The organism is Flavobacterium sp., from assembly GCF_044338735.1.
Taxonomy (GTDB): Bacteria; Bacteroidota; Bacteroidia; order Flavobacteriales; family Flavobacteriaceae; genus Flavobacterium.
The window spans coordinates 1-13,170 of the sequence record NZ_JBIIWV010000006.1 but is presented as its reverse complement, the minus strand read 5'-3'; the positions used below and the strand labels follow the sequence as shown (position 1 = coordinate 13,170).

Sequence of the window (13,170 nt, the reverse complement as noted above, 5' to 3'; positions counted from 1 at the left end):
ATGTAAGCAGAATTTCTTACTTTTGCTTGACTTAATTAGATTTGGAAGATGAAAAAATTACAAATGGTTGACTTAAAAAGTCAATACGATAAAATAAAAGACGAAGTAAATGCGTCTATTCAAGAGGTTTTAGATACAAATACATATATAAATGGTCCTTTAGTACATCAATTTCAGGCTGATTTAGAAAAATATTTAGGCGCAAAACACGTAATTCCTTGCGCGAACGGAACGGATGCCTTGCAAATTGCGATGATGGGATTGGGTTTACAACCTGGTGATGAAGTTATTACAGCTGATTTTACATTCGCGGCAACCGTTGAAGTTATCGCTTTATTGCAATTAACTCCAGTTTTGGTGGATGTAGATATGAATAATATGAATATTTCATTAGAAGGTATTCGTAAAGCGATTACTCCAAAAACAAAAGCCATTGTCCCTGTACATTTATTTGGTCGTGCTGCGAATATGGATGCTATTATGGAAATTGCCAACGCACATAATTTATATGTAATTGAAGATAATGCTCAAGCAATTGGAGCAGATTATACTTCAAACGACGGCTCTAAAAAGAAAGTGGGAACCATTGGACATGTAGCCGCAACATCATTTTTTCCATCTAAAAATTTAGGATGCTATGGTGATGGTGGTGCTATTTATACTAACGATGACAATTTAGCACACATTATTAGAGGAATTGTAAATCACGGAATGTATGAAAGATATCATCACGATGTGGTAGGTGTAAATTCACGTTTAGATAGTATTCAAGCAGGTGTTTTAAAAGCAAAATTACCGCATTTAGACACTTATAATAGTGCCCGTCAAGATGCCGCAAGGAAGTATTCACTTGCATTAGGTGTAAATAAAAATATCGTAGCACCAACTATTTGCGATACTTGCGATTGTCACGTATTTCATCAATATGTAATTCGTATTACCAATGGAAAACGAGATGGATTGTTAGCGCATTTGCAAGAAAAAGGAATTCCTTGTGCTATTTATTATCCAATTCCATTACATAGTCAGAAAGCCTATGCTGATGTTCGTTATAAAGAAGAAGATTTTCCAGTAACCAATCAGTTATGTAAAGAAGTTATTGCCTTACCCATGCACACGGAATTAGACGATGAACAAATTAAATTTATTACAGACGCAGTTTTAGAATATGTATAAGCCCCCTAACCCCCAAAGGGGGAATAAGCGGCAACTTTAAAAATAAAAAATATGAGTAGTTTAGGAGTTCCCCCTTCGGGGGCTAGGGGGCTAATTTTAGTTACTGGAGGTTTAGGTTTTATTGGTTCACATACCGTTGTAGAATTGCAGAATGAAGGTTATGAAGTAATTGTAGTTGATAATTTATCAAATTCTTCTACGGAGGTTTTAAATGGTATCGAACGAATTACCGGTAAAAAACCAATTTTTGAAAATATCGATTTACGAGAAAAAGCGGCAGTTCAAAATTTCTTTGCAACACATACTGATATTTCTGGAGTAATACATTTTGCAGCAAGTAAAGCCGTAGGTGAAAGTGTTGAAAATCCGTTATTATATTACGAAAATAATATAAGTGCTTTAATTTATGTGCTGCAAGAACTTACTAAATTACCGGCTGCAAATTTTATTTTTAGTTCTTCTTGTACCGTTTACGGTCAAGCCGAAAAAATGCCGATTACAGAAAACGCACCAATTCAAACCGCGATGTCACCTTACGGAAATACAAAGCAAATTGGTGAAGAAATTATTACTGATACTTCTAAAGTAAGTGCATTAAATGCTATTTTATTGCGTTATTTTAACCCAATTGGCGCACATGAATCAGCTGAGATTGGCGAATTACCTTTAGGTGTGCCTCAGAATTTAGTTCCATTTATTACACAGACTGCTATGGGATTAAGACAAGAGCTATCCGTTTACGGAAATGATTATCCTACATCTGATGGAACAGCGGTTAGAGATTACATTCATGTGGTAGATTTAGCAAAAGCACATGTTATCGCCATGCAGCGTTTATTGAACAAAAAAAATACGGATTCAGTAGAAACTTTTAATTTAGGAACTGGAAAAGGAAGTTCTGTTTTAGAAGTCATTCAATCTTTTGAAAAAGTTTCAGGACAAAAACTAAATTATAAAATTGTAGGAAGACGAGAAGGCGACATTACTGAAGCTTATGCTAATACAGACAAAGCAAATTCCATTCTTGGTTGGAAAACGCAATCGTCTTTAGAAGAAGCTTTAGCGAGTGCTTGGAAATGGGAAAAAAAGATTAGAAATAAGTAAGCAACTTTTGGGCTAACCACCAAAATATTGGAATACTTTCAACCCAAAAACTAGTGTAATATTTGGATCTTTTTTCGTTCGAAAAATATAAAAAACCGGCAATAACCAGGATAAAAAATAAATTGATTAGTAGTATTTCATTTTGAATTACAACATCAATTCCTATAAACACCAACAATAAAAAATAACCCAATTTTTTAGTCTTTGCTACACCCAATCGTTGTGGCAATGTCTGTAATGCAACTGTATCAAATTGCAAATCAATGATTTCAAAAATGCACATAAAAGCATAAATCAATACAAACCGCTGCATAGCTTGCAGCACTACTATTTCAGTAATAGTCATCTCTAATGCTACCACCGGAAGTAAAAAAGTAACTAGTGTCCAGCTCAAAGCCACTAAAAACACCTTAAATCCGATCCAATTTCGACCAGAATTCAACCATCCAAAAAAAGAAAATCCATAAAGTACGGTTATAAATAATGACGATATAGCAACAACTTGCGCTTCTATTTCAAATTGAAAATAATAATAAAGTGCCGCTGCAAAGGCACTCAAACTTAGCAAAAATATAAATTGAAATTTCTTTGAAATTTGATGTTTTTTTAATCTGTAAACACTAAAATATTTAATTACATTATAAGCCGCAATGGTGCCAAAAAAACCGAAATAAGCAACATCATAATCATAAGAACTGTTTAACCCTAAAAAAGTAAGCCGAATCAAAGCATAAGCTGCGAGAGCAACATGCAAGCTACTATCGATATATAAGTCAACAATTTTCTTAAAAAACACCATTCAACAAAAATAATCAAAGTGTTAATAAGAAGCTATATTAGTTGATAAAAATCGAAAAAAATCATAAAAAAAGCAATAATTTTTAACAGATTAATAATTACTTTTGTATCAGATTTAAACACAACCTATTTTTATATATAAATGAAAACAGATACTTTTGCTTTAAGACACATTGGAACAGGTGAAAACGACCTAAACCATATGTTAAAAACTATCGGAGTAGATTCAGTAGATCAGTTAATTTACGAAACTATTCCTACAGATATTCGTTTAAAAAACGAACTAAATCTGGAAAAACCTATGTCAGAATATGAATATTTAAATCATATACAAGAATTGGGTAAAAAGAACAAAGTTTTCAAATCATATATTGGATTAGGTTACAACCCAGCTATTGTTCCTGCGGTAATTCAAAGAAACGTTTTTGAAAACCCAGGTTGGTACACAGCGTATACGCCTTATCAAGCGGAAATTGCGCAAGGTCGTTTAGAAGCTATTTTAAATTACCAAACTACCGTTATTGAATTAACTGGAATGGAAATTGCAAATGCTTCTTTATTAGATGAATCTACAGCTGCAGCTGAAGCAATGACATTATTGTTTGATGTTAGAACAAGAGATCAAAAGAAAAATAATGTTTCTAAATTCTTTGTTTCAGAAGAAATTTTACCACAAACTTTATCTGTTTTACAAACGCGTTCTACGCCACTTGACATTGAATTAGTAGTTGGAAATCATGAAACATTTGATTTTTCAACTGACTTTTTTGGAGCCATCCTTCAATATCCTGGAAAGTTTGGTAAATTAAACGACTATACTTCATTCATTGCAAAAGCATCAGAAAATGAAATTAAAGTTGCTGTTGCTGCTGATATTTTATCTTTAGTGAAATTAAAATCTCCAGGTGAAATGGGAGCTGCTGTTGTAGTTGGTACTTCACAACGTTTTGGAATTCCAATGGGTTATGGTGGTCCTCATGCTGCTTTTTTCGCTACAAAAGACGAATACAAACGCTCGATGCCAGGAAGAATTATTGGTGTTTCAATTGACGTAAACGGAAATCGTGCCTTACGTATGGCGTTAGGAACACGTGAACAACATATTAAACGTGAAAAAGCAACTTCAAATATCTGTACCGCACAAGTTTTATTAGCAGTTATGGCTGGAATGTATGCGGTTTATCACGGACCAAAAGGGTTAAATTACATTGCCAATAAAGTACATAATTCAGCAAATACGGCTGTAGAAGCTTTAAACAAAATTGGTGTTTATCAAACGAATACTTCCTATTTTGATACCATAAATGTAAAAGCGGATGCTGCAAAAGTGAAAGCTATTGCAGAAAGAAATGAAGTAAATTTCTATTATATTGATGCCGATACGATTTCTATTTCATTCAATGAAACTACTTCAATTTCAGATATTAATCAGATTGTTGCTATTTTCGCTGAGGCGAAAGAAAAAACATTTGAACCTATTATTGAATTAGTAGAAACGTCTGTAATATCAGAAAATTTAATTAGAAAATCAACTTTCTTACAACATGATGTTTTTAATAACAATCATTCGGAAAGTCAGTTGATGCGTTATATTAAAAAATTAGAACGTAAAGATTTAGCATTAAATCACTCTATGATTTCATTAGGTTCTTGTACGATGAAATTAAACGCAGCTGCCGAAATGCTTCCATTATCAATGGCAAATTGGAACAACATTCATCCATTTGCGCCATTAGGCCAAGTGGAAGGTTATTTAACCATGCTTAAAAAACTGGAACAACAATTAAATGAAGTTACTGGTTTTACAGGGACAACTTTACAACCTAATTCTGGTGCGCAAGGTGAATATGCAGGTTTAATGACCATTCGCGCATATCATTTATCTCGTGGTGACAAGCATAGAACGGTTTGTTTAATTCCATCATCGGCACACGGAACAAATCCTGCTTCAGCAGCCATGGCTGGAATGGAAATTATTGTTACAAAAACTACTCCAGAAGGAAATATTGATGTAGAAGATTTAAGAGAAAAAGCTATTTTACATTCGGCTAATTTGGCTGCTTTAATGGTAACCTATCCTTCTACTCATGGTGTTTTTGAAAGTTCAATTATTGAAATTACAAACCTAATTCATGAAAATGGCGGATTGGTTTATATGGATGGTGCAAATATGAATGCGCAAGTTGGATTAACTAATCCAGCTACTATTGGCGCCGATGTTTGTCACTTAAACTTACACAAAACGTTTGCTATCCCTCATGGTGGTGGCGGACCTGGTGTTGGACCAATCTGTGTTAACGATAAATTAGTGCCTTTTTTACCATCTAACCCAATTGTTAAAGTGGGTGGCGACCAAGCTATTACTGCAATTTCAGCAGCTCCTTACGGTTCGGCTTTAGTATGCTTAATTTCGTATGGATACATATGCATGTTAGGTGCAGAAGGATTAACAAATGCTACAAAACACGCCATTTTGAATGCCAATTACATGAAAGCTCGTTTAGAAGCGCATTATCCAATTTTATATTCTGGAGAAATGGGAAGAGCGGCTCATGAAATGATTTTAGATTGTCGTGCATTTGAAGATAATGGAATAAAAGTTACTGATATTGCTAAACGTTTAATGGATTATGGTTTCCACGCCCCTACAGTTTCATTCCCAGTTGCAGGAACATTAATGATTGAACCAACAGAATCTGAGGATTTAGCCGAATTAGATCGTTTTTGTGATGCCATGATTGCTATTCGTAAAGAAATAAATGCTTCTACAAAAGAAGATGCTCAAAATATTTTAAAAAATGCACCGCACACGTTAGCTATGGTTACTTCAGACGAATGGGTTTTCCCATATACAAGAGAAGCTGCAGCGTTTCCGTTAGAATATATTGCTGATAATAAATTCTGGCCAAGTGTCCGAAGAGTAGATGAAGCGTATGGCGATAGAAACTTAGTTTGTTCATGTGCGCCAATAGAAGCATATATGTAAAAAATAAATCACAATAGTTTAAATCTCAAATTCCAAATAGGAGTTTGGGATTTTTTTAATGCCTCATCTAAACAAAAAATAATAATTCTGAAATTGACAATAAAATGCAAATATTTTAACAAATTCGTAATAATTACTTAATTTGCAAATTGTTCAACCGTTTTTGAATTTAAATTCATTATTTTAGTATAAATTAGTTTCAAACTTTAAAATTATGACCATAAAAATAACCGGTTCTGGAAGTTATATTCCTACAGAAAAAGTTTCTAATATAGATTTTGCAAAACATTCCTTCTTGAATGAAGATGGCACACCATTTCCACATTCAAATGAAATCGTTGCAGAAAAATTTTTAGAAATCACTGGGATTAAAGAAAGACGTTATGTGAAAGATGATTTATGCACATCTGACATTGCAATTCTTGCAGCAGAAAAGGCTATTTTAGATGCAAAAATAGATCGAGAAACTATTGACTACATTATTCTGGCTCATAATTTTGGCGATGTTAAAAAAGGTGCCATTCAATCCGATATCTTACCTAGTTTAGCCTCACGCGTCAAGCACGGATTGAAAATTAAAAATCCAAAATGCGTGGCTTATGACATTCTTTTTGGTTGCCCAGGTTGGGTAGAAGGCGTCATTCAGGCCTATGCATTTATAAAAGCGGGTATGGCAAAAAGATGTTTAGTAATTGGCGCCGAAACGTTATCAAGAGTAGTTGATCTTCATGATAGAGATTCGATGATTTATTCTGATGGTGCTGGTGCAACAATTATTGAATCTTCTGAAGAATCAGGCGGAATTTTATCGCATGAAACGGCAACTTTTACTTATGATGAAGCCTATTATTTATTCTTTGGAAATTCATTCAATAAAGACCACGACCCAGATGTTCGTTACATAAAAATGCATGGTCGAAAAATTTATGAATTTGCCTTAACTAATGTACCTATGGCAATGGCTTCTTGTCTTGAAAAAAGTGGTGTTCCAATTGAAAAAGTAAAAAAAGTATTGATTCACCAAGCCAATGAAAAAATGGACGAAGCTATTATTCATCGCTTTTTTAAACAATACAAACAAACACCGCCCGAAGGTGTAATGCCAATGAGTATTCACAAACTTGGCAATTCTAGTGTTGCCACTGTTCCTACACTATTTGATTTAATGATGAAAGGCGAATTAGAAAATCAAACATTAGCAAAAGGAGACGTAATTGTCTTTGCATCTGTAGGATCGGGGATGAACATCAACGCGATTGTATATCAAATGTAAAAAAGTTGGAAGTTAGAAGTTAGAAGTTGTAAGAAAAAAGTAAATTTGTATTCCAATTTTATTTCAATGTACGAAAAAACATATCCAAGTAAACGATTCAACCTTACGTTAGATTTTCTAAAAAAACACATTAAAACCAACGAAATAATTTTTGACTTGGGCGTACCCAATCCATTTTCAAAAATCATGGTAGCTAATGGTTATCAGGTTATCAATACAAAAGGCGAAGACATTGATATGGATCAATCAACACTTCGAAATGAAAATTATGAAATTTTCACTGCCTTTGAAATTTTCGAACATTTATTAAATCCGTTCACTGTTTTACAAAATGTAAAAGCAGATAAAATATTAATTTCGATTCCGTTACGCCTTTGGTTTTCTCCGGCTTACAGAAGTAAAACTGATATGTGGGACAGACATTATCACGAATTTGAAGATTGGCAATTGGATTGGTTATTAGAAAAAACTGGGTTCCAAATTATTGATAGTGTCAAATTTACGCATCCAGTTAAGAAAATTGGATTTCGACCTTTTTTAAGATGGTTTACCCCGAGATATTATTTAGTTTACGCAGAAAGATGCCCCCTAACCCCCAAAGGGGGAATATAAAACGCAAAACAAGTTTTATAATGAGCAAAATAAAATCAACACAAAATACTTCCAACTCCTCCTTCGGGGGCTGGGGGGCTTATTACATTATCATTCCAGCCTACAACGAAGAAGCATTTATGGCTTTGACTTTACAATCGTTAGTAGAGCAATCCGTTTTACCCTCAAAAATTGTAGTGGTGAATGATAATTCTACCGATAAAACTGCTGAAATTGTGTTGGCTTTCGCCGAAAAACATCCATTTATTACATTAGTTGATAAAAAATCTGAGGCGATTCATTTGCCAGGAAGTAAAGTAATTCAGGCATTTCATGAAGGTGAAAAACACATTGACGACCAATATGATATTATTGTTAAAGTTGATGCCGATTTGATTTTTCCAAATAATTATTTTGAAACCATCATCCAACACTTTCAATCTGATGCAACGATAGGAATGGCAGGAGGATTCTGTTATGTAGAAAAGAATGGCGACTGGGTTTTAGAAAATCTTACGGATAAAGATCATATTCGCGGCGCATTAAAAGCCTATCGAAAAGATGCTTATCAAGAAATAGGCGGATTAAAACCAGCTATGGGTTGGGACACCGTAGACGAACTATTGTGTAAATTCTACGATTGGAAAATAGTTACGGATGAAAGTTTACAGGTAAAACACTTAAAACCAACAGGCGCTAGTTATAATAAGGCTGCACGTTATAAGCAAGGAGAAGCCTTTTATAGTTTGGGCTACGGATTCATAATTACAGCCATTTCATCCTTAAAATTAGCGATGAGAAAAGGTAAACCATTGTTATTTATCGACTACCTTATGGGCTTTTGGAAAGCAAAAGCCGCAAAAAAAACTTTATTTGTTACGGCTGAGCAAGCACAATTTTTTAGAAATTACCGCTGGAAAAAAATGAAGGAGAAGTTGTTTTAAACTTATCCAAAAAAATATAGTATTTTTACTGCATACTAGAATTTGAACACCGAATACTGAATAAAATGATGCTCGCTCGATACTTATCGCAAATTGGAAAATATTTCATAATGTTGAAAGAAATCTTCAACAAGCCTACTAAATGGTCGGTGATGAAACAACTAATCCTGAAAGAAATTGACGACCTCATCATAGGTTCGTTAGGTATTGTAGCTTTCATATCTTTTTTTGTGGGCGGCGTAGTTTCTATTCAAACAGCCTTAAATTTAACCAATCCATTAATTCCAAAATATTTAGTAGGTTTTGCCACACGTCAATCAGTAATTTTAGAGTTTGCTCCTACTTTTATTTCCATCATTATGGCAGGTAAAATGGGTTCATTCATAACTTCAAGCATAGGAACTATGCGTGTTACCGAACAAATTGATGCCCTAGAAGTAATGGGAGTAAATTCCTTAAATTATTTAGTTTTTCCAAAAATAATCGCTCTACTTTTATATCCTTTTTTAATTGGCTTAAGTATGTTTTTAGGTGTCTTTGGTGGCTGGATGGCTGCTGTTTATGGAGGTTTTACCAGTAGCTCCGAATTTATAACAGGACTTCAAAGCGAATTTATTCCGTTCCATATCGCATATGCATTTATAAAAACATTCACTTTTGCCTTGATCCTCGCAACAATACCTTCTTTCCACGGTTATTATATGAAAGGCGGCGCATTAGAAGTAGGACAAGCGAGTACCGTATCGTTTGTATGGACTTCGGTAGTGATTATTTTAATGAATTTTATTTTAACACAACTTTTATTAAGCTAATGATTGAAGTAAAAAACATTGTAAAAAAATTTGGAGATCAAACCGTTTTAAAAGGGATTTCTGCCCGATTTGAAGCCGGAATGACCAATTTAATTATTGGGCAAAGTGGCTCTGGAAAAACTGTTTTTTTAAAAACCTTATTAGGAATTCATACGCCAGATGGTGGTACTATTTCATTTGACGGAAGAATTTATTCGGAATTGTCAAATGATGAAAAAAGAGCGTTGCGAACAGAAATTGGAATGGTTTTTCAAGGAAGCGCTTTGTTTGACAGCATGACGGTAGAAGAAAATGTGGGATTTCCCCTCAAAATGTTTACCAAAAAAACACCGAAAGAAATTAAAGAGCGGGTAGATTTTGTAATTGATCGCGTAAATTTAACTAATGCTCATTACAAACGTCCATCTGAAATTTCGGGAGGAATGCAAAAACGTGTCGCTATTGCAAGAGCTATCGTTAATAATCCTAAATATCTGTTTTGCGACGAGCCTAATTCGGGTTTAGACCCAAAAACGGCTATTGTAATTGATAATTTGATCCAAGAAATTACTAAAGAATATAATATTACTACCGTAATTAATACGCACGATATGAATTCGGTAATGGAGATTGGCGAAAAAATTGTTTTTCTAAAAAATGGTTTGTTGGAATGGGAAGGTTCCAATAAAGAAATCTTCAAAACTAATAACGAAGCAGTTACCGATTTTGTTTACTCCTCTGAATTATTTAAACGAGTTAGGAAAATGTATTTGGAAGACGATGTAAAATAGTTGAATTGATTTTAAAATAGTTTCTTCTGATATTTTTTCCAAAATAAATTATTCACTAATTCGGCAACAATTCAACTTCTGCATTGGGTTGAAACAAATATAATCGTCCAGAACTAATTTCTTGACATTCATATCGTTTAACACGCAAAGCTATTTTTTTAAAGATTTTTCCGTTATGAATTCTAAAATGACTTCCAAAAGGAATCTCAAAGATATAATTTTTATCGGTTTCTTTTTGATCAAACTGTTTTAAGGCAATAGCTAATTTTGCATCGGTATCGCTACTTGCTTTTGGATTTCTAAAATGCTTTGCTAATAAAGCTAGTAGTTGGTGTGGAAAAATTTCAGGTCGAATAAAAGGCACCATTAATCGTTGAAAAGTAAGTTTCCATTCCTCACCATGTGGTTTTATGCGACGACCATATTTTTCAAAGGCAACTAAATGGGCAATTTCATGAATTAGCGTCATTAAAAATCGGTATTTATTCAAGCTTGCATTTACAGTAATCAAGTGATAACCTTGAGCATCCTTTCGATAATCTCCATGACGTGTAATGCGTTCTTTGACAATTTTTAAATGCACATGATTGTCTTTGATTAGCTCAAAACAATGAGCAACCGAATGTTCTGGAAGATATTTTTGTAAAACGTCGCTCAATTATTATCAATCTTTTTATTAGTATCCAACAAAGATTTTGCATTAAGCGAACTTACCACTTTTCTACCGGTTTTTGCTTCTAATTCTTTCAAAGCAACTTTGGCAACATTTCCTCCTTGTTGTGCCACTTTCTTGCTTTCTTCAAACGATTCAGGGCTTACAGCTTGAGAAATATCTTTAGTTGAAGCTTCGGCTAACATATTCAAAATCAATTCTGTATTGGTCATGTTATCTCGAAGATTTTCTTTTTTCAAACCTTTTAGAATTTTATATTCTTTCGTGGTTTTTCCTGACCAAGATTTTGAAATAATATCAGTTAAAGTAGCAAATTGTTGCCCTTCTTTTAATCCTTTATTTTTCCATTCGTCTGTTAATTCTTTACGAATTTCGATGCTTTTTAATCGTTGATTAATCCAGTTTTCGGAATATCCTAATTGTAAATATTGCTCTAAAGCTCTGTCAATTGAGAGTTCAGGATCTTGCATTTCATCTAATCTTTCAGATGCAATTTGAGCTAACCACAATTTAAAAGGTTCTGCTTTTGGTGATGGAATGGATTGAATTAATCTAAAAAGTTGCTCTGTATCTGCAACATCTGTTTTATAAAATTTACCATCAGAAGATTGCATTTTCAGTTGTCCTATTTTTTCGGACAACTGACTTCCCTCTTTTTTTAATTTAGATTTTAAATCACTCCAATACTTTCGTGGACGATCACTTTCTGTCAACACTTCTATTACATCAATAATAGAAATGATCCATTTTTCTTGTTCAGAATCCCAAATGGTTCTTACTTTTTTGTTCTCAAATAATTGAATGGCGTTTACTTTTGTCATGGTTATATAAATTTAAATGAAATTACAATATACAAAATTATGGTGTAGTTGATGAAACCTGTAATACTTTTCCATTGTAATATTTGTTTCCCGTTAAGGCAAAATTGAAAATATAATCGGCCATTTCTTTAGCTGAAATTGGTGCAACATATCCTGGGAATGCTTCTTGTAACATTTCGGTATTTACTGCTCCAAGTGCTAAAACGTTGAAGGCAATACCTTGTTCCTTGTATTCTTCGGCTAATAATTCAGAAAGTGTAATTACAGCTCCTTTACTTGATGAATAAGCGGCTAATCCTGCAAATTTCATACTGCCTTGAATGCCTCCCATAGAACTAATTGTTACCACGTGACTTCCTTTTTCCAAGAAGGGAATACAAATTTTAGTTAACTCGGCAACCGCAAAAACATTGACTTTGTATATGTTTTGAAATTCTTCTGCAGAAATTTGACCGAAAGGTTTGTGCAATAAACTTCCTGCATTGTGAATTAAAATCGCTACTTTCTGCCAAGTTTGGTTGATAAATTGTTCTACTTGAAGCAATTCTTCTGGATTAGAAATATCAATTGATAAGCACGTTATGTTTTCGTGTTCAATTAAAGCTTGAGGTGTTTTTCGCGAAAGGGCTAAAACCTGATGTCCAGCATTTGCAAATTGTAAGGCCAATTCATATCCAATACCGCGAGATGTTCCTGTGATGATGATGTTTTTCAAAATAGTTGCTATTTTTTTTAGTAAAAATAAGAAATAAAAAAATCCCGAAGAAATTTCGGGATCTTAAAATATTAAATAATCATTTAAACAAACATTGCAAAAGGGTTTTCCATGAACGCTTTAAATGTTTGTAAGAACTGAGCTCCTGTTGCACCATCTACCGTTCTATGATCACAAGCTAAAGTAACGGTCATCGTATTTCCTACCACAATTTGACCTTTTTTAACCACTGGTTTTTCTATAATCGCTCCAACCGATAAAATGGCAGAATTGGGTTGGTTAATGATTGAAGTGAATGATTGAATTCCGAACATTCCTAAATTTGAAATGGTAAAAGTACTTCCTTCCATTTCAGCAGGCTGAATTTTTCTAGATTTTGATTTTCCTGCTAGGTCTTTTACAGTTGCTCCTATTTGCGTTAAACTCATTTCATCTGTAAATTTCAATACCGGAACCATTAATCCGTCTTCAACTGCAACAGCAACGCCAATATTTACATGGTGATTA

Annotated in this window: 13 protein-coding genes; 8 read left to right on the top strand and 5 right to left on the bottom strand. The window is 33.7% G+C overall.

Annotation, left to right across the window (positions count from 1 at the left end; translation table 11 throughout):
* Nucleotides 1–48 precede the first annotated feature (48 nt).
* Both ACIQZC_RS01005 and galE read left to right on the top strand, forming a co-directional pair.
* Nucleotides 49–1,176: a DegT/DnrJ/EryC1/StrS family aminotransferase gene (locus ACIQZC_RS01005; protein WP_396137374.1), complete on the top strand. Its 1,128-nt coding sequence runs from the start codon at nucleotides 49–51 to the stop codon at nucleotides 1,174–1,176.
* A gap of 51 nt (nucleotides 1,177–1,227) precedes the next feature.
* Nucleotides 1,228–2,280, top strand: a complete 1,053-nt coding sequence (gene galE / locus ACIQZC_RS01000; RefSeq protein WP_396137373.1) for a UDP-glucose 4-epimerase GalE — start codon at nucleotides 1,228–1,230, stop codon at nucleotides 2,278–2,280.
* On the opposite strand, the gene ACIQZC_RS00995 is transcribed toward galE, so the two are convergent.
* Complete coding sequence (locus ACIQZC_RS00995; RefSeq protein WP_396137372.1) at nucleotides 2,267–3,079, bottom strand: hypothetical protein; 813 nt, start codon at nucleotides 3,077–3,079, stop codon at nucleotides 2,267–2,269. The genes galE and ACIQZC_RS00995 overlap by 14 nt on opposite strands.
* A gap of 141 nt (nucleotides 3,080–3,220) precedes the next feature.
* On the opposite strand from ACIQZC_RS00995, the gene gcvP reads away from it, so the two are divergent.
* From gcvP to ACIQZC_RS00965, 6 genes are all read left to right on the top strand, one after another.
* Nucleotides 3,221–6,064, top strand: coding sequence for an aminomethyl-transferring glycine dehydrogenase (gcvP, locus tag ACIQZC_RS00990; RefSeq protein ID WP_396137371.1), 2,844 nt, complete (start codon nucleotides 3,221–3,223; stop codon nucleotides 6,062–6,064).
* A 214-nt stretch (nucleotides 6,065–6,278) separates the two neighbouring features.
* On the top strand, nucleotides 6,279–7,337 hold the full coding sequence (locus ACIQZC_RS00985; protein WP_396137370.1) for a 3-oxoacyl-ACP synthase III family protein: 1,059 nt from the start codon (nucleotides 6,279–6,281) through the stop codon (nucleotides 7,335–7,337).
* Nucleotides 7,338–7,403: 66 nt separating this feature from the next.
* On the top strand, nucleotides 7,404–7,949 hold the full coding sequence (locus ACIQZC_RS00980) for a methyltransferase (protein WP_396137369.1): 546 nt from the start codon (nucleotides 7,404–7,406) through the stop codon (nucleotides 7,947–7,949).
* A 20-nt stretch (nucleotides 7,950–7,969) separates the two neighbouring features.
* The gene (locus tag ACIQZC_RS00975) at nucleotides 7,970–8,872 is read left to right on the top strand and encodes a glycosyltransferase (protein ID WP_396137368.1); all 903 of its coding nucleotides are present in this window, start codon (nucleotides 7,970–7,972) and stop codon (nucleotides 8,870–8,872) included.
* Nucleotides 8,873–8,937: 65 nt separating this feature from the next.
* Nucleotides 8,938–9,684: an MlaE family ABC transporter permease gene (locus ACIQZC_RS00970; protein ID WP_396137367.1), complete on the top strand. Its 747-nt coding sequence runs from the start codon at nucleotides 8,938–8,940 to the stop codon at nucleotides 9,682–9,684.
* Complete coding sequence (locus ACIQZC_RS00965) at nucleotides 9,684–10,454, top strand: ABC transporter ATP-binding protein (protein WP_396137366.1); 771 nt, start codon at nucleotides 9,684–9,686, stop codon at nucleotides 10,452–10,454. Before ACIQZC_RS00970 ends, ACIQZC_RS00965 begins: the two co-directional genes overlap by 1 nt.
* Before the next feature lie 55 nt (nucleotides 10,455–10,509).
* Here the strand turns inward: ACIQZC_RS00965 and ACIQZC_RS00960 are convergent, their stop codons facing one another.
* From ACIQZC_RS00960 to ACIQZC_RS00945, 4 genes are all read right to left on the bottom strand, one after another.
* Nucleotides 10,510–11,112: a SprT-like domain-containing protein gene (locus tag ACIQZC_RS00960; protein ID WP_396137365.1), complete on the bottom strand. Its 603-nt coding sequence runs from the start codon at nucleotides 11,110–11,112 to the stop codon at nucleotides 10,510–10,512.
* Nucleotides 11,109–11,948 carry a Bro-N domain-containing protein gene (locus ACIQZC_RS00955; RefSeq protein ID WP_396137364.1) on the bottom strand — a complete coding sequence of 280 codons (840 nt, stop codon included), beginning with the start codon at nucleotides 11,946–11,948 and terminating at the stop codon, nucleotides 11,109–11,111. The genes ACIQZC_RS00960 and ACIQZC_RS00955 overlap by 4 nt, the downstream gene beginning before the upstream one ends.
* Nucleotides 11,949–11,985: 37 nt before the next feature.
* Entirely contained in the window at nucleotides 11,986–12,663 is a 678-nt protein-coding gene (locus ACIQZC_RS00950; RefSeq protein ID WP_396137363.1) for an SDR family NAD(P)-dependent oxidoreductase, read from the bottom strand.
* 83 nt (nucleotides 12,664–12,746) lie between these two features.
* On the bottom strand, nucleotides 12,747–13,170 hold a 424-nt coding region (locus ACIQZC_RS00945), incomplete at its 5' end, for a 2-oxo acid dehydrogenase subunit E2 (protein ID WP_396137362.1).